We start from the raw sequence: 19,109 nt of genomic DNA on the forward strand, positions 1-19,109 counted from the left end.
TTTGCCATGGCCAGAAAAACCAAAGAAGACGCACAAAAAACCCGCGACCAGATCCTGGATGCCGCGGAAGCTGTGTTCTATCGTAAAGGCTATACCCTGACCACCATGTCGGATATCGCCGAGACAGCCACGCTTTCACGCGGGGCGGTGTACGGCCATTACAAAGGCAAACTTGAAGTCGCTACCGCCATGGCAGAACGCGTGATCGACCAGGTTGCCCCATTTCATGGCGATGCAGCCTTAAGCCCGCTGCTTAATTTGAAAGAATATTGCCTGCAGGAAATTTGCAGTTACATAGAACCGAGCTCTACCCAGAAAGTATTGTTTTTTCTGTATGTAGGCATTGATGATTCCCCTGAACTATTGCAACTGCGCTATGCATGGGAGAAAAAACGCATTGCACAGATTGATACCCTGCTCAGGCAGGCCATCGCAGTTGGTGAGATCAAACCTGACGTAGACTTTGAGCTGATCAGCCTGTATTGCCAGTCAATTATTGAAGGTGTTTTCAGCATTGTGCATTTTGGCAACCTGCCGGAAACACAGCGTTGGCAAAAAGCCGAACAGTTATGTGAATACGGCCTGCAACGGCTGTCCAGTTAGAAGAATCCCGCCTTTCCTGACTCTGTGTCAGGGCTGTCTTAGATATATAAACCATTGACGACTTGCAGTAGCTTCCGGCAAGATGAACGCTAAATACATTTACATAAATTCAAGCATGCTCTGATTAAACGCCACTTCTAAGCCAGACCAGGCGCGAGTAAAAAAATTTGACGCGGTATATGCGCGATATATAAGGAAATTTTTTTATGAGCAACGACGTATGGCGAAAAAAGGGTGGTTAAGCAGAGCTTCCTTAAAAAATGTTCAACTTTTTAAGCTGACCATGGTCAGTCATTCAAACCTATAATAAAAGCTCTCAAAAAAGCCCTTTCAATTTGCCAGAAGAAAAACAAGCATTATGGATCACAACCTTTCCCTGATAACCACGATTGCCGCAGCTTTTGCGCTATCGCTGATTTTTGGACTCATTGCCGAAAAACTCAAATTACCTGCCCTGATCGGCTATTTATTTGCCGGGATACTGATAGGCCCAGCCACGCCTGGCTTTGTCGCTGATATCGAAATCGCCTCACAACTTTCTGAAATCGGCGTCATGCTGTTGATGTTTGGCGTAGGCCTGCATTTTTCGGTACAGGACTTAATGTCGGTCAAACGCATTGCACTACCCGGCGCCCTGGTACAGATGACGCTGGCGACGCTGCTAGGCATGCTGGTCGCCCATTACTGGGGCTGGAGCATGGGACACGGGCTGGTGTTTGGCCTCTCGCTGTCTTGCGCCAGTACCGTAGTGCTGCTGAAGGCGCTGGAATCCAGGCGCATCCTGGAAAGCATGAACGGCAAGATTGCCGTCGGCTGGCTGGTGGTAGAAGACATGGTCACCGTACTGGTACTGGTGTTGATGCCCGCCCTGGCGGGCGTGCTTGGTGGTCAGGGTGAAGCCGCCAGCGCCAGTTCCATCTGGGAAACCGTAGGCATGACCATGCTGGAAGTCGCTGGTTTTGTGGCCGTGATGCTGGTGGTTGGCCGCCGTGTGTTGCCATGGCTGTTGTGGTATGTGGCAGGTACCGGTTCACGTGAGCTATTTACGCTCACAGTGATTGCCGTGGCGATCGGCGTGGCGTTTTTTGCATCGTCGCTGTTCCATGTGTCATTCGCGTTAGGTGCCTTCTTTGCCGGCATGATCATGCGTGAATCCGAATACAGCCATAGAGCGGCGGAAGACTCCCTGCCTTTCCGCGATGCCTTTGCGGTGCTGTTCTTTGTCGCTGTAGGCATGCTGTTTGACCCTAGCATCCTGATCAAGCAACCGTATCAGGTGCTGGCCGTGGTTGCCATTATTATTGTGGGTAAATCGCTGGCCGCAGTGGCGATTGTATTGGCCTTGCGCTATCCGTTGAATACCGCGCTAACCGTTGCTGCCAGCCTGGCGCAGATTGGTGAATTCTCGTTTATCCTGGCCGGCTTAGGGGTATCACTTGAGTTGTTATCACAAGATGCCATGAGCCTGGTATTAGCTGGCGCGTTGATTTCAATTGCCTTGAATCCATTGGTATTTGCTTCGATCAAGCCATTCTCCAGATGGCTGGTCGATAACTCGGATGTCGCGCGCCGCCTGGCACAACGCATGGACCCGTATGGTGAATTGCCGATGACCACCGAAAGAAAATTCCTCGAAGGCCAGGTAGTCTTGGTCGGTTACGGCCGCGTCGGCAAACGTATCGCCATGTCGCTGGAAGCCTCCAACATCCCTTTCGTAGTGGCTGAACAGAACCGCGAACTGGTGGAAAAATTACGCAAAAAAGGCCAGCCCGCAGTCTCAGGTAACGCGGCTGACCCCATGGTCTTGATACAGGCGCATATCGCCAATGCCGCCATGCTGATCATCGCCACGCCTGATTCCATGGATATCCGTAAAATCGTCGACATCGCCAAGCAGTTGAAACCGGATATTGAAGTGGTGATTCGTACCCATCACGAAGACGAATATCAGCGCCTGCAAAAAGAAGTCGGCGATACGGTCTTTTTTGGTGAAGAAGAACTGGCGAAGGGCATGTCTGCACATGTACTACAGCGCTTTGAGCGGCATATTCTTTAACCGCTTGTTTAGTCAAAAAATCTGCATCCGGGCCTGATATCAGGCCCGGATTTTTTATTCCCGTTGCTATCAGCGCAAATTCTGCTAAATTGTATCCCGCTGCCACTGGCGGATACGTATCGTTACATTTGGATATAATAAAAAACCGTAGAATCTTGTCAGATTGAAATAACGATTGAAATAACGATTTGAAAACAGTTTCTATGAACCCTTCCCAACTTTTATTTTCATGGCGTCGCTGTAGCTGCTTGTGCTTGATCAGCTTGAGCCTGGCCGCCTGTTCTGGCAACGACGACGCCAAGAACCGCAAGCCAAAAACGCCTGAAGTCGGCGTCATCACCTTGCAGCAGGTCACGCAGCCTATCGTGGCAGACCTGCCTGGGCGTACCAATGCATTCATGATCTCGGAAATCCGTCCGCAGGTCAGTGGCATCATCCGCCAGCGTGCGTTTACCGAAGGCGCACGGGTCAAAGCGGGCGACTTGCTCTACCAGATTGAACCTGCGCCCTATCAGGCCAGCTACCAAAGTGCATTGGCTGCGCTACAAAAGACCGAAGCGACCCTGATCACCCTGAAACTGAAGGCAGACCGCTATAAAGAACTGGTCAAAATCAACGCCATCAGCCGGCAAGACAATGACGATACGCAAGCCGCCCTCCAACAAGGGGCAGCCGATGTTGCTGCAGCAAGGGCTGCCTTGAGTACGGCCAAGATCAACCTGGATTTCACCAGGCTGGTGGCGCCGATCACCGGGTTCGTGTCCACTTCTGCCTTTACCCCTGGCGCGCTGGTCACCGCCAACCAGGAAGCCGCCCTAACCACGGTGCAACAACTGGACCCGATTTATGTCGATGTGATCCAGTCCAGCAGTGATCTATTAAAACTCAAGCGCGATATCGCCGCCGGAAAACTGACCGGTAATGCGCAAAAAGAAGTGGCTGTGCGCGTGGTGCTTGAAGACGGCACCCCCTATGCTCATGCCGGTAAACTTAAATTCAGCGGGGTGAGTGTGAATGTGGCTTCCGGCGCGGTGACGTTGCGGGCAGTCGTGCCTAACCCTGAAGGCATTCTGCTGCCTGGCATGTATGTGCATGCCCTGATAGACATGGCGCAGGACAAGGCAGCTATTCTGGTGCCGCAGCGCGCCGTGACGCGTAACACGCGCGGTGAGCCAACGGTATTAGTGGTGGATAACGAGCAAAAAGTCCAGCAAAAGACCATAGAAACCAATGGCACGCAAAACGATGAATGGCGCGTCACCAAAGGCCTGCAAGCCGGTGAACGCGTGATTATGGATGGCGTACAAAACATCTCTATCGGCAATGTAGTCAAGGCCGTGCCTTTTACCTCGCCAGCAACGGCTGCCGCGCCTAACAACCAGCCGCGTTAAGAGCCCCTATCCACAGCACGCTTATTCCACACTAAAAGACTGTATACATGGCTGCTTTTTTTATTCAACGACCGATTTTTGCCTGGGTGATTGCGATTGTCATCATGCTGGCAGGGATAGGTTCGATTCAATGGCTGCCACTGGAGCAATATCCGGATATCGCCCCGCCACGCGTATCAATTAGCGCAACTTACACCGGTGCCGCTGCCGATACCATAGAAAACTCGGTCACGCAGGTGATCGAGCAGTACATGAAGGGCATTGATAACCTGACTTATATGTCGGCCAGCAGCACTTCTTCCGGCACCGCCAGCATCAACCTCACCTTTGATGCCGGGACTAACCCGGATGTGGCGCAAATGCAGGTGCAGAACAAACTGCAACAAGCCATGCCACGCCTGCCACAGATCGTGCAAAGCCAGGGTGTGACAGTGGCCAAGACCGGCATCGACTTCCTGATGATGATTTCATTGATGTCTGACAGCCCTACGGTGCGCGCCATTGATATTGGTGACTATATTTCCAGCAATCTGATCGACCAGATCAGCCGTCTGGATGGTGTGGGCGATGTACAAACGCTTAGTTCAGGCTATGCCATGCGTATCTGGCTGGATCCGGCCAAACTGCAGAAATACACGCTGATCCCTTCTGACATTTCAGCCGCGGTACAGGCGCAAAATACCGAAGTGTCTTCCGGCCAGCTGGGCGCGCTGCCTGCCGTGAAAGGGCAATCCCTCAACGCCCCCATTACCGCCCGTAGCAAATTGCAGACGGTAGACCAATTCAAGCAGATCATCGTCAAATCTGGCGCAGATGGCTATGTCGTGCGATTGTCTGATGTCGCCCGCATTGAATTAGGCGCAGAGAGTTACACACCAGTGGCTAACCTCAACGGCAAGACTTCGGCAGCCTTTGGCGTCAAGCTGGCCTCCGGCGCCAATGCGCTGGCAACGGCGCAAGCCGTCAAAGACAAACTGGCTGCGCTGACCCCTTACTTTCCGCCTGAGTTAAAGCTCAGTGTGCATATCCCGTATGACACCACCCCATTTGTCCGCATTTCTATCAAGGAGGTGGTCAAGTCGCTGATCGAGGCGATCCTGTTAGTGGTAATCATCATGTATGTGTTTCTGCAAAACCTGCGCGCCACCCTGATCCCGGCGATTGCAGTGCCTGTGGTATTGCTGGGCACTTTTGGCGTGCTGGCGGCATTTGGTTTCTCCATTAACACATTGACCATGTTTGGCCTGGTGCTGGCGATCGGTTTGCTGGTCGATGATGCGATCGTGGTGGTAGAAAACGTCGAACGCGTCATGCGTGAAGAAGGCCTGGCGCCCAAAGAAGCCACGCAGAAATCCATGCGTGAGATCACCAGTGCCCTGGTCGGCATCTCGCTGGTGCTGTCTGCGGTATTTATCCCCATGGCGTTTTTTGGCGGCGCCACCGGCGTGATCTATCGCCAGTTCTCTATCACCATCGTCTCGGCCATGCTGCTGTCTGTAGTGGTGGCGCTCACGCTCACCCCTGCGCTATGTGCCACCATGCTTAAACCCTCACATCAGGGCCATGCGACCACTGGAGGTCTTTTCGGCTGGTTCTTCCGCTGGTTCAACCCGGCATTCCAGAAGTTTGCTGATGGCTATCAGGCCATCGTCGAGAAAATCCTCAATAGAAAAACCTTCACCATGGTGGTCTATGCGGCGATCCTCGCTGTGCTGGCTGTTTTGTTTATGCGTTTGCCGAGTTCTTTCCTGCCGACTGAGGATCAGGGCGTGCTAACGGCCCAGATTCAATTACCAGTAGGTGCCACCGATGACCGCATGCAGCGCGTACTGCGGCAAATCGAACACCATCTGGATAGCCAGTCTGAAGTGATTGATGAGTACTTAACCATCGCCGGCCTGGGCCAGGGCGGCGGCGGCAGCCAGAATACCGGACGGGCGTTTATCCGCCTGAAAGACTGGTCATTGCGCGGCGAAGGCCAGGATGCCGCCTCACTGGCTGACCAGATGACAAAAGCATTCTCAAAAATCCGGGATGCCAAATTGTTTGTCAACCAGCCCTCCCCGGTACGTGGGCTCGGCCAAGGTTCAGGCTTTACACTGGAACTGAAAGATGTCGGCAGCCTGGGACATCAGGCCCTGCTGGAAGCCAGGAACCACTTTATAGAAGTGGCGGCAGATAATCCCAAACTCAATCGTGTGCGCGCCAGCGGGCTGGATGATACGCCCATGTTCCGCCTGAATATCGACGACCAGAAAACCGGCATTTACAACCTGACCACGGCCAATATCAACTCGACCCTGTCTATCGCCATGGGTGGCACCTATGTGAATGACTTTATTAACAAGGGCCGCGTGAAAAAAGTCTACCTGCAAGGCGATGCACCCTTTCGCATGCAGCCTGAGGATATTGATCGCTGGTATGTGCGCAACACCACTAACGAAATGGTGCCATTCTCGTCTTTCTCCAGCACCAGGTGGGTGACGGGTTCGCCCTTACTCGAAAGGTTTAACGGTATTTCTTCCATCGAAATCGTCGGCGAAGCAGCCAAGGGTGTCAGTACCGGTGAAGCCATGCGGATTGCGGAAGAAATCATTAAGCAATTACCGGCCGGCATAGGCTATGAGTGGAGTGCACAATCCTACCAGGAAAGATTATCCGGCTCGCAAGCGCCGCTGCTATATGCCGTCTCTGTAGTATTTGTGTTTTTGTGCCTGGCTGCTTTGTATGAAAGCTGGGCGGTGCCTTTCTCGGTGATCCTGGTGGTACCACTTGGTATTCTGGGCGCCGTGCTAGCAACGACGTTGCGTGGTATGACCGCGGACGTTTATTTCCAGGTGGGATTACTCACTACCATAGGCCTGGCCGCCAAGAATGCCATCCTGATTGTGGAATTTGCCAAACATCTGCAAGAGCAAGGCAAGCCTCTGGTAGAAGCAACGCTGCAAGCCGTGCAACTGCGACTACGCCCTATCCTGATGACATCACTGGCGTTTATCTTTGGCGTGATTCCGCTTGCCTTTAGCCACGGCGCTGGCGCGGTCAGCCGCCAGGCGATTGGTACCGGCGTACTCGGTGGCATGCTGACGGCCACTTTCCTCGGCGTATTTTTTGTGCCTTTATTTTATGTGCTGATCCGCTCTCTGTTCCCATATCGGGCTGAAGGTGCTTCTGTTGAAAAACCACTGCACAGTAAGGCAGAACATGAGTAATCTGCATTCTATGAGTCATCATTTAAAACTGTCTGCGTTGATCGTATGCTCATTATCACTGACTGCCTGCATCAACCTGGCGCCTTTTTTCAGCCCGCCTGAAGCACCGGTGCCTGCCACGCTAGGCACCGTCGACAATGATCAAAAAGCGCTGACCGAACTCGGCTGGCAATCTTTTATCACCGACAAGCGATTGCAACAGGTAATCGATCTGTCGCTGAAAAATAACCGGGACTTGCGGGTGGCAACACTCAATATTGAAAAAGCCAGGGCGCAATACCAGGTACAGCGCGCAGACTTATTCCCTACTGTGGCCGCGACTTTGTCTGAAACCGCCTCTAAAGGCATGTCCAACGTTGGTAACAATGGTAATGTTTCCGCCGGCACCGTCGCAGCCAGCAACAATAGCAGCGGCAATGTTTCGCATGTTTACCGTGCCACGGTTGGCTTCAGCGCCTATGAACTGGACCTGTTTGGCCGTATCCGCAATCTAAATGCGCAGGCTTTGCAGACGTTTTATTCGCAAGAAGAAAACCGCAAAAGCACGCAAATCAGCCTGGTGGCTGAAGTCGCCACAGCCTGGCTGACGGTGGCCGCAGATAAAAAGCGGCTGGACATCGCCCAGCAAACGCTGAAAAGCCAGCAGGATACTTACAACATCAACCAGAAAATGTTTGACCTTGGGGTCGCCAATGCCCTGACCCTCAAGCAGTTGCAAACCAGCGTCGACAATGCCCGGGTTGCCGTGGCTACCTATAACATCCAGATTAAGCAGGATATCAACGCGCTTAATCTGCTGGCTGGCAGCATTGTGCCAGTGGCATGGTTGCCGGATAGCTCGCTGTCCAGCGTGGCACTTGCTACACCTCTACCACGTGGAATTAGCTCTAAAACCTTGCAGCAGCGGCCGGATGTGCGTGCCGCCGAGCATTTGCTTGAAGGCGCCAATGCCAATATCGGTGCGCTGCGTGCTGCATTCTTCCCCACCATCAGCATGACCACCACCATAGGCACTGCCAGCACCGAGCTGGATGGTTTGTTTGGTACCGGCTCGCGCATCTGGACATTTGTGCCGCAGATCAGCCTGCCTATTTTCAATGCCGGACGAAACCGGACCAACCTGACTATTGGTGAAAAGAACCAGGAAATCCTGCTCGCACAATATGAAAAAACCGTACAAACCGCTTTCAGGGAAGTGGCGGATGTACTGGCGCAACGCGAAGGTTTGCAGGCACAACTGGAAGCACAACAGTCATTAAACGGCGCCGCCGCTGAAGCATTTAAACTGGCCGACGCCCGCTTTAAAAATGGCGTGGATAGTTACCTGGTTGTTCTCGATGCACAAAGAACGCTTTATACTGCCGAGCAATCACTGGTGACCTTGCAGTTAAGCGATGCCGCCAGCCAACTGACCTTATACAAAGTGTTCGGTGGTGGCTGGCATTAATACCTGATGGCTTTCGCCATAGACTGTTCGTCCGCTGCCGCGTCACTCGTATCAGGTTTCCCTTTCATACAGCCTGCTTAGCTCCCGTTTTAAACAGAAAATAAATGTGCATGGCAAACGTGCACATTTTTTGCTTAGGTTTTTAGTAATGAGTACAGATATTTCCCCCGAACAAACCATCGTCCTGGCAAAAATCAGGCATATCGAAGAGCTTGAACGCCTGGATACCTGCATTCAATTTGTCGAGAGAATAGGCCAGATCATCCACCAGGTGCAGGCAGAACGTGGCGCCAGCTGCCTTTACCTTGCCTCTGCCGGTAAACGGTTTGCGCCTGAGCGCGCCGATATCATCACCCAAAACCAGGCCACAGAAGCAGATTTCAGGCAAGCCTTGCAACAGCATTTGCATCTGGACCTGTTAACTGACGCCAGGCAGCTGACATTGATTTCATGGATATTGCTGGGCTTTGACCAGCTGACTTCTTTACGCCACCAGGTGACATTGCAGAAAATCTCGTTTGCAGATTGTATTGAATCCTACAGCCGCCTGATCAGCAGCCTGATCGCGCTGATCTTTGAAATCTCGGATAGCTCGGTCAACAGCAAGATCTCCACTTGCCTGCTTACGCTGTATAACCTGGTGCAAACCAAGGAGTTTGCGGGCCAGGAACGCGCAGTGGGTTCTTATATCTTCGGTTCCGGCAGTGTGCAGTTGCCGCACCAGCAGCGCTTGCTGGAACTGATTGCGCAACAAGACCGCCATACCGAATTATTTTGCCAGTTTGGCAATGAAGATTTACGTAGCGCCTGGGCTGCCTTAGAGGCCTCCAGACTTTACCAGCAGCATCAGCAACTGCGCAGCAAACTCACTTCAGCCAAAGATCAGCAGCCGCTGAAGCCCAGTGACGCGGATATCTGGTTTGACTTATGTTCGCAAAAGCAGACCAACATCTGGCAACTGCAATGCGCGCTGATCGAGAAAATGCATGCCATGCTGGAAGTGTTAGCGCACAAAGCCAAGCACGACCTTGAATACACGCAGGAATACTTGCAGGCGATCACCAATAAAGCTTCCTCCAGCGCGACCCTGGATGGCACCTTCTTCAATCTATCTATCCCGGTGGAAAGTGCGCTCAGTTTTCAGGCGCATGACAGCGCACAAGCGTACCCGATGACTTCCATGATCAGCTTGTTACAACAGCAATCGCGTCAGATCGCCGATATGGAAAGTGAACTGTCGGATACGCGCAAAGCCCTGTCAGAACGCAAGCAGATCGAACGGGCGAAAGGCCTGCTGATGAGCAAGCTGGGCATTGATGAGATGGAAGCGTACAAGACTCTGCGCAACCTCGCCATGGAGCAAAAACGCAAGATCATCGATGTCGCTGAAAATATACTGACGCAACAAAAACTCCCCTCCTGACCGCTCTATTTGATGGTGCATGCGCACTGAATAAGTGCGATGCATCTCACTCAAAATGGCCTTCCCCCGCCCTTGCAGCGGGTTTTTCTTTCTGAATCCTGCTTTTTCCCCGCATTTTTGCAGTTGGCATACCGCTTGCTAGATGACTCTTAAGCACCACGGCAACGGGTGCCATTATCAACGGCGATAATGGCTCTGATGTATGACCGGGTGTGAAATTGAATTGAATGGATTTCAAGGACAAAGGCGTCCTGATGGTATCGCGAAAGCAATGCCATCAGGACGCCTTTTTTGTTTTTCACTTTCCATATTCACTTATTTTCAAGGAGCAGAAATGAGCAGTTCCGATCACAAAAAACCGGTAGCGGATAATCACCTTATTCCTTCCAACACACTGCCTGAGCCAGATGCTGTAGATAGCCAGCGCCGTCATTTCTTTATGCATACCCTGGCCGGGGCGTTTGGTGCTGCTGCCATGATGAATATGGTGCCCTCCGCCATCCGCAGCCAGGCATGGGCGGCTGGCTCGGATGCGCCTGAGATCACCGAAGTGAAAGTCGGCTTTATCCCGCTCACCGACTGTGCGCCTATCATTGTCGCCGCACAAATGGGCTTCGATAAAAAATACGGCATCAAGATCGTGCCGTCGAAAGAAGCTTCCTGGGCCGGTGTGCGTGACAAACTGGTCAACGGCGAGTTGCATGCAGCCCATGTGTTGTATGGCCTGCTCTACGGCGTACAACTGGGCATTGGTGGCCAGCAGAAAGACATGAACCTGCTGATGACGCTGAACAACAACGGCCAGGGCATCACGCTCGCCAACCAGCTCAAGGAAAAAGGCGCCACCACCGGCGCCACCCTGAAACGCCTGCTGGATAACGAAAACCGCGACTTTACCTTTGCCCAGACTTTCCCCACTGGCACCCACGCCATGTGGCTGTATTACTGGCTGGCTTCTTACGGCATCAACCCGATGCAGGATGTGAAAACCATCGTCGTGCCACCACCGCAAATGGTCGCCAACATGCGCATAGGCAATATGGATGGCTACTGCGTGGGTGAACCGTGGAACGCACGTGCCATTTACGACAAGATCGGCTTTACCGCAGCGACCTCGCAGGATATCTGGACCGACCACCCGGAAAAAGCGCTGGGCACCACGGCCGAATTTTCGGCCAAGCACCCGAATACGGTACTGGCATTGACCAAAGCCATCCTGGAAGCCTGCCGTTATATCGACGCCACCAAGAACCGCCCTGAAGTCGCCAAACTGATCGCCGGTAAAGCTTATGTGAATGCGCCGGAAGAAGTGATCGAAGGCCGCTTCCTCGGCCATTACGACAATGGCATCGGTAAAAAATGGGAAGACCCGAACTACATGAAGTTCTTCAACGACGGCAAGGTCAACTTCCCTTACCTGTCAGATGGCATGTGGTTCCTGACCCAGCACAAACGCTGGGGTTTGCTGAAGTCTGACCCTGACTACCTGGCCGTGGCAAAAAAAGTAAACAGGATTGATATTTATACCGAAGCCGCCAAGGCGCTGGGCATTAACGTGCCGACCGATCCTATGCGTAGCAGCAAACTGATTGATGGCGTGGTATGGGATGGCAAAGACCCCAAAGCCTATGCCAACAGTTTCAAGGTTAAAGCTTAATTCTTTCAAGGAGAGTCACCATGAGTGTCGTCAGCTTTAACAAAGAAAAAATGATAGAAACTAGCGAGGACGCTGTGCAAGCAGCACCTGCACAACCCGTTGTTGCTGTGGTTATCCCTCTCTCGACCACAGCTACAGTAGCCACTCCGTCGTTGCAGCGGCGGAGCACATGGGCGGCAACCGCCAAACGCATGTTTGAATGGTTGTTGCCGCCTGTGATCGGCTTGCTGATATTCGGTGCCATCTGGGCCACCGTGGCAGCCCTGACGCAAGGCCTGCCAGGCCCGGTCAAGACCTGGCAGTCGGCAATGGAGCTGTTTAGCGACCCGTTTTATATCAACAACCCTAACGACATGGGCATAGGCTGGAACATCCTCAGCTCGCTGAAACGCGTGGCGACCGGCTTTGCCCTGGCCGCGATCGTCGGCATCCCCATGGGCTTTGTGATCGGCCGTTATGCATTTATGTCGCGCATGGCCGCGCCCATCATCAGCCTGCTCAAACCAGTCTCGCCACTGGCCTGGCTACCGATAGGCCTGCTGGTATTCAAAGCGGCTGACCCGGCCGCGATCTGGGTGATTTTCATCACCGCAGTGTGGCCGATGATCATCAATACCGCTGTTGGCGTCAGCAAAGTGCCGCAAGACTATATGAACGTGGCTAAAGTGCTCAACCTTTCAGAATGGAAAGTCGTCACCAAAATCCTGCTGCCTTATGTCATGCCTTACATGATGACCGGCGTGCGACTGTCTATCGGGGCTGCCTGGCTGGTGATTGTAGCGGCAGAAATGCTGACCGGCGGTATGGGCATAGGCTTTTGGGTGTGGGATGAATGGAACAACCTGAATGTAGAACACATCATCATCGCCATTTTTATCGTCGGCATTGTCGGTTTGCTGCTTGAACAATTGCTGGTGCTGGTGGCTAAACGCTACAGCTACGAATAAGCCATAAAGGAATTCACTATGACAACCGCATTGCAAGACCGTTATGTCCTGATCGAAAACGTCAATATGACTTTTCCAACCAAAAATGGCAGTTTCCAGGCTTTAAAAGAGATTAATCTTTCTATCCGTGAAGGTGAGTTCATCTCCATCATCGGCCACTCAGGTTGCGGAAAATCCACTGTGCTCAACCTGATTGCCGGGTTGTTGCAGCCGACGGATGGTTACCTGTTCTGTGCCGGGCGTGAAATCTTCAAACCCGGCCCGGAGCGGGCGGTGGTGTTCCAGAACCATTCCCTGCTGCCATGGTTGACCTGCTTTGAAAACGTTTATCTGGCAGTCGAACGTGTGTTTGCCGACAGCGAAAGCAAAGCGCAACTGGCTGAACGCACGAGTGCGGCACTGGAACTGGTTGGTTTAAGCCATGCCATGGAAAAACGTCCGACTGAAATCTCGGGCGGCATGAAACAGCGTGTCGGCATCGCCCGCGCCCTGGCGATGGAACCCAAAGTGCTGTTACTGGATGAACCGTTTGGTGCGCTCGATGCATTGACCCGCGCCGGGTTACAGGACGAATTAATGAGCATCATGGCGCGCTCGGGTTGTACTGCTGTCATGGTCACGCACGATGTGGACGAAGCGGTGCTGCTCTCGGATCGCATCGTCATGATGACCAACGGCCCGGCTGCCACCATAGGTGAAATCCTGGAAGTGGATCTACCGCGCCCTCGTCAGCGGCTAGCACTGGTCGAAGACCCGGCTTATACGCATCTGCGCAGCGAAGTGTTGAAGTTTTTATACGAACGACACGCCAAAAAGGCGGCATAAGAAGTGGTGCTGACGGGCGGCAACCCACCAGCACCGCATACCTCATCGAAATATGGTTACCCACTTAAGCAAAGGAGCAACAACATGAAAACTAACTCTTACCAACGATTGCGTCAAGTCTCAGTGGCAGTATTGATGGCGGCATTGAGCATGCAAGTGGTGGCTGAAGAAGAAGTTTTACCCGAATACACCTTTATGGATGCCATTAAAACCGGCAAAAATATGACCAGTTTCAGATTGCGTTATGAGTATGTAGACCAGGATGGTTTACAGCCAGGCACCTATAGCAATGCTGCCAACACGCCTAACCCGACGGCGGCACGTGAACTTAAAGATGCCAATGCACTGACCTTGCGCAGCCTGATCGGCTGGCAAACCGCGCCTTACCATAACTGGAGTTTTGCCGCGCAACTGATCAATGTCAGCCAGCTGACGGATGACTTCAACGATGGCACTAACAGTTACCGTATCAATGGTGCTTCCAACAACAATGGCAAAATCGAATATGCCAAAGTGGTAGACCCTAACCATACGGATATCAACCAGCTCTACGTAGACTGGACCGGTATCAAGAATACCCGTGTGCGTGCCGGCCGCCAGCAGGTCAACCTGGATAATGTGCGTTTTATAGGTGACATTGCCTTCCGCCAGGTCATGCAGGTATTTGACGGTGTTTCCGTATTCAATAAAACCATCCCGGATACCGAGTTGTTTGTCGCGCATTTTGACAAAGTGAACCAGATTTTCACCTCCGAACGCAGCGGCAACCTGGAAGTGGTGAATGCGCGTTACCGCATTTCTCCTACCGAATTCCTGGTCGGTTATGGCTATTTCAGCAATTTTGAAAACCTGGGCCTGGGCAACGCCTGGTTTGGTGCCGGCGGCGCCAACCTGCTGGCCGACCAGTCGAACAAAACCATAGGCCTGCGCCTGGATGGTACGCATATCTTCACGCCTAACTACCGCGCGCACTACACCGCCGAATACGCCAAACAGTCAGACTACAAAGATGGTGATAGCCGCATTGATGCGCACTATTACAAACTGGGTGGCGGCTTTGGCATCGATAACTTCAACCTGCGCCTGGACCAGGAACTGCTTTCCAGCAATAACAACACTTATGCTTTCCAGACGCCGTTTGGTACCAACCACCTGTTCCAGGGCTGGGTAGATAAATTCCTGGTCACGCCACGCGCCGGTATCAAGGACAGCTTTGTGACGGCCACCTACCGTTACGGTGATTTCATGTTTTTTGCCGATTACCACGTACTGGATGCAGACGAAGACTTTTTCACGGTCAATGGTGGTACTGCCCGTACCGGCAATCGCTACGGCACCGAGTGGAACGCCGCCGTGACCTGGAACGTGGATAAGCACTGGATGACCAAGTTTGAATACGGCAAATACAGCGAAAGTGACGAGTTTGCCGCCACTGCAAATACCACCAGCAACGCCGCCGGTACACGTGGCCGTTATCACGATACTGAAAAATTATGGCTCACTGCCATGTACACCTTTTGATTGTTTGAATGTAAGGAAGCAACCATGACTACAGCCGGAAAAATTTATTTAGTAGGTGCCGGACCCGGTGACCCAGACCTCATTACGCTCAAGGCCATCAAGGCTTTGCAGCAAGCCGAAGTCGTACTGGTCGATGACCTGGTCAACCCGGACCTGCTCACGCATTGCCCGCAGGCACGCATTGTGCACGTGGGCAAACGTGGCGGCTGCAAGTCTACCCCGCAACACTTTATCAACCGCATGATGATCGCGCTGGCCGAGCAAGGGCAAGTGGTGGTACGCCTCAAAGGCGGTGACCCGTTTGTATTCGGCCGTGGCGGTGAAGAGATGCTGGCTTTGCGCGCCGCCGGAGTTGCCTATGAAATTATCCCAGGCATGACCAGCGGCCTCAGCGCCTGCGCCAGTATGGACGTGCCAGCCACCCATAGAGGCCTTAACCATGGCGTGACCCTGGTGACCGGGCATACACAGGACGGCGGGCCATTACCTTGGCGCGCGCTGGTAGCAAGCAATACCACGCTGGTGATTTATATGGGCATGCAGCACCTGTCCGATATCAGCCGCGAACTGATCGCCGCTGGCATGTCACCAGCCATGCCATGCATGATAGTAGAAAGTGCGACACGCACTGATGAACGTGCGCTGGTCAGCACCATAGAAGCCATGCCCCTGCTTAGCCATCAGCACCAGATGAAAAGCCCGGCCATGATCGTCGTCGGCGAAGTGGTCAAACTGGCGAATAGTGCCAAAACCTTGCAGGCGCTGGAGCAGTTTGAATACTTGCAGGCAGTGAATGCCAATTAAAAAAACAATTGATCTGTATTTGCGCAGACGGATATTTACCTAAATTGGTTTTTAAGTAGATTCAAGTGCAGATACCAGTGACAGATATGCTATTTTGAAATAACCGGAGATAAACATGAAAAAGAGTTTTTGGGAGGTAGGCCACAAGCCTACGTTGTTTTCAGCGTTCTTTTATTTTGACCTGAGTTTTATGGTGTGGGTCATGCTCGGGCCGCTGGCCGTGCAAATCGCCGCTGATCTGCAATTAAACCCGGCGCAAAAAGGCCTGATGGTCGCCACACCGGTACTCACGGGTGCGCTTTTACGCATTGTGATGGGCGTATTGGTAGACCAGCTCAAGCCTAAAAAAGCAGGCCTGATCGGCCAGGTGATTGTGCTGGCGGCATTAGTCGTCGCCTGGTTGCATGGCATACACACGTATCAGCAAGCGTTATTGCTGGGCGTGTTTCTCGGCTTTGCCGGTGCTGCATTTGCTGTGGCCCTGCCATTGGCTTCACGCTGGTACCCGCCTGAACATCAGGGCACGGCATTGGGCATTGCTGGCGCGGGCAACTCGGGCACGGCTTTGGCGGCATTGTTTGCCCCAGGCCTGGCAGTCGCTTTTGGCTGGAACAATGTATTTGGCCTCGCTTTGATCCCCTTATTACTGGCATTGATCGTATATAGCGTATTTGCCAAAGATGCACCGGATACGCCGGCACCAAAATCACTGTCGCAGTATATGGCTGTGCTGAAAGACAAAGATGCCTGGTGGTTCATGCTGTTTTATTGCGTGACTTTCGGTGGCTTTGTTGGCATGGCCTCTTCGCTGACGATCTACTTCCATGACCAATATGGCCTGGACCCTGTACATGCCGGTTACTTCACTGCCGCCTGCGTATTTGCCGGCTCACTGGTGCGTCCGTTTGGTGGCCTGCTGGCTGACCGCATCGGCGGCATTCGCACCCTAAGCACCATGTATATACTCGCCGCCATCTTTCTGTTTATTCTGAGTTTTGGCATCAGCACCCAAACAGCCGGGCTTGGCGTGGTGGTATTGGCCATGGCTTCCCTGGGTATGGGTAATGGCGCGGTATTCCAGCTGGTACCGCAACGCTTTCGTAAAGAGATAGGCGTGATGACCGGCCTGGTCGGCATGGCGGGTGGCATAGGCGGTTTTTACCTGGCATCCAGCCTGGGTTACTCCAAGCAGATCACCGGCAGTTATCAGACAGGCTTGATTATTTTTGCCGGATTAGCCATTCTGGCGCTGGTAGGCCTGACTGGCGTAAAAAACCGCTGGCGGACGACCTGGGGTGCTTCCAGTGTGACCGCGGCTAAGGTATAAACCGGCCACGGTATAAGCCAGATCAAACTGTAAGCAAATTCAAACCTCAATATCAATTAAAATAACTGGCTTATGAGTCTTGTTTTTAAAGTGGGTGAACATAGCGTGATCGGCCCGCGGCCGCGTAACGAGGACTATGTCACGGTAGTCACCCCGTCTGAGTCACAACTGGCGATCAAAGGCGCGCTCATGCTGGTCGCCGATGGCGTCAGCGGTGGCGCGGGTGGTGCTGAAGCCTCGGAAATGACCGCCAGGAGCATCTCGGCTGACTACTACGCCACCCCTGAAACCTGGACCATACAGCATGCTCTGGATAAGGTCTTGCAAGCGGCCAATCTGTGGGTGTTGTCGCAGGCACGCAAGGACAGCAAAATGGCGGGCATGGCGACAACGCTGTCCATGCTGGTGTTGCGTGGTCAACGCTATGTGCTCGCGCATGTAGGCGACACACGTATCTATCGCCTGCGTGAACAATCACTGCAATGCCTGACCACTGACCACGTCTGGGACAGGCCGGATATGCGGCACGTGCTAAAACGTGCGGTCGGGCTCGATGACCAACTGGCAGTCGATTACGCCGAAGGCCTGCTGCAACCCGGTGACGTGTATGCGATCGTCAGCGACGGCGTATGGGCCGCACTTGGCGATGCCGATATCCATCGCGCGCTCATGCTGTACCGCTCACCGCAAATGGTCGCTGAATACCTGACAGCACTGGCGGTAGAAAAAGGCGGCCAGGATAATGCCTCAGCCGTTATCGTTACGATTGAAAGCGTAGGCCAGGATCACCTGACCGATATGCTGGCCGATGCCCTCAGCCTGCCGTTGCCGCCCAGGCTTGCGGTCGGCAGCCAGATCGATGGCTTTACTGTCACAAAAGTGATCCATGACTCGCGCCTGAGCATCCTCTACCAGGTCAAAAATGCCGCCGGGCAACTGTTTGTATTAAAAACCCTGCAACCTTCACGTGCCGATGACAAGGAAAGTTGCGAAGCCTTATTGAATGAAGAATGGCTGGCCAAGCGCGTCGTCTCGCAATGCGTGCCTCAGATCTTGCCGCTGACACTTGACCAGCGCAGCGCGCTTTATTATGTGATGACCTGGCATGAAGGCTCGACCTTGCAGCAAAGGCTGGATGCCGGACACCATTTCACCATGAATGGCGTCGCGAATATCGGGCAGGATTTATTGCGTGGTTTAAGCATGCTGCACCGCCTGAATATTGTGCACCGAGATATCAAACCCGCCAACATTCATATCGGCAGCGACACCCGTTTACGCATCCTGGATCTGGGTGTCGCGTTAAATCCCACTTTGCCCATGCCTGAGCAAATGGAAAACCCGGGCACGCCCAGTTTTATGTCACCAGAGTTATTTGATGGCAAAGTGGCTGACCGCCAGGCAGATATTTATGCCGCTGGCGTCACGCTGTACCACCTGCTCACACGAAAATATCCTTACGGCGAGATAGAGCCTTTCCAGTCACCGCGTTTTGGCGAGCCTATCAAACCCAGCCGTTACCGTCCGGAGATCCCGGCCTGGCTGGAAAACGTCATTCTGAAGGCGATTGCCAGAAAAACTGAAGACCGTTTTGAAACCGCAGAAGAAATGCTGCTGGCACTGGAACATGGCGAACTGAAACCGTTAGTGATTCCACGCACGCCACTGATAGGCCGTGCCAGGCTGGTGAAATGGCAATGGCTGGCGATCTGTTCCTTGTTTGCCAATCTCATACTGATCTACCTGCTGTTTATTTCCTGATAAGAAACCGCCCTGTTCCTGCACCAGATAGAAACGCGCTTTATCGGCTAAGACCTATTCTGGTGCAATCGCCTTTTTTTGCATCATAACCGTGCGCCTGGCTATTGATGCAAGCCCGGATATTCGCAGTTAACA

12 protein-coding genes and 1 pseudogene are annotated in these 19,109 nt (G+C 53.0%); all 13 read left to right on the forward strand.

The window, feature by feature from the left end:
* Window positions 1-6 precede the first annotated feature (6 nt).
* Complete coding sequence (locus tag ACSSVF_RS14480) at window positions 7-603, forward strand: TetR family transcriptional regulator (RefSeq protein ID WP_492404423.1); 597 nt, start codon at window positions 7-9, stop codon at window positions 601-603.
* Window positions 604-961: 358 nt separating this feature from the next.
* Window positions 962-2,659, forward strand: a complete 1,698-nt coding sequence (locus tag ACSSVF_RS14485) for a cation:proton antiporter (protein ID WP_492404425.1) — start codon at window positions 962-964, stop codon at window positions 2,657-2,659.
* Window positions 2,660-2,913: 254 nt separating this feature from the next.
* Complete coding sequence (locus tag ACSSVF_RS14490) at window positions 2,914-4,050, forward strand: efflux RND transporter periplasmic adaptor subunit (protein WP_492404427.1); 1,137 nt, start codon at window positions 2,914-2,916, stop codon at window positions 4,048-4,050.
* Between the two features lie 47 nt (window positions 4,051-4,097).
* Entirely contained in the window at window positions 4,098-7,262 is a 3,165-nt protein-coding gene (locus ACSSVF_RS14495) for an efflux RND transporter permease subunit (protein WP_492404429.1), read from the forward strand.
* A complete protein-coding gene (locus tag ACSSVF_RS14500; protein ID WP_492404431.1) occupies window positions 7,255-8,709 on the forward strand; it encodes an efflux transporter outer membrane subunit in 1,455 nt (484 codons plus the stop codon). The genes ACSSVF_RS14495 and ACSSVF_RS14500 overlap by 8 nt, the downstream gene beginning before the upstream one ends.
* A 148-nt stretch (window positions 8,710-8,857) precedes the next feature.
* Entirely contained in the window at window positions 8,858-10,132 is a 1,275-nt protein-coding gene (locus tag ACSSVF_RS14505; RefSeq protein ID WP_492404433.1) for a nitrate- and nitrite sensing domain-containing protein, read from the forward strand.
* Between the two features lie 334 nt (window positions 10,133-10,466).
* Window positions 10,467-11,789, forward strand: coding sequence for a CmpA/NrtA family ABC transporter substrate-binding protein (locus ACSSVF_RS14510; RefSeq protein ID WP_492404434.1), 1,323 nt, complete (start codon window positions 10,467-10,469; stop codon window positions 11,787-11,789).
* A gap of 20 nt (window positions 11,790-11,809) precedes the next feature.
* Window positions 11,810-12,736 carry a nitrate ABC transporter permease gene (gene ntrB / locus ACSSVF_RS14515; protein ID WP_492404436.1) on the forward strand — a complete coding sequence of 309 codons (927 nt, stop codon included), beginning with the start codon at window positions 11,810-11,812 and terminating at the stop codon, window positions 12,734-12,736.
* 18 nt (window positions 12,737-12,754) lie between these two features.
* Window positions 12,755-13,561 (forward strand): ABC transporter ATP-binding protein, encoded by an 807-nt coding sequence (locus ACSSVF_RS14520; protein WP_492404438.1) that lies wholly within the window; start codon window positions 12,755-12,757, stop codon window positions 13,559-13,561.
* An 84-nt stretch (window positions 13,562-13,645) separates the two neighbouring features.
* Window positions 13,646-15,082, forward strand: a complete 1,437-nt coding sequence (locus ACSSVF_RS14525) for an alginate export family protein (RefSeq protein WP_492404440.1) — start codon at window positions 13,646-13,648, stop codon at window positions 15,080-15,082.
* Window positions 15,083-15,115: 33 nt separating this feature from the next.
* A pseudogene (cobA, locus tag ACSSVF_RS14530) lies at window positions 15,116-15,886 on the forward strand (uroporphyrinogen-III C-methyltransferase); the annotation flags it as partial.
* Between the two features lie 115 nt (window positions 15,887-16,001).
* Window positions 16,002-17,213 carry a nitrate/nitrite transporter gene (locus ACSSVF_RS14535; protein WP_492404442.1) on the forward strand — a complete coding sequence of 404 codons (1,212 nt, stop codon included), beginning with the start codon at window positions 16,002-16,004 and terminating at the stop codon, window positions 17,211-17,213.
* 72 nt (window positions 17,214-17,285) lie between these two features.
* Window positions 17,286-18,974, forward strand: coding sequence for a bifunctional protein-serine/threonine kinase/phosphatase (locus ACSSVF_RS14540; RefSeq protein WP_492404443.1), 1,689 nt, complete (start codon window positions 17,286-17,288; stop codon window positions 18,972-18,974).
* Window positions 18,975-19,109: the final 135 nt, after the last annotated feature.

The organism is Methylophilus sp. E2MeOHC9, from assembly GCF_058744375.1.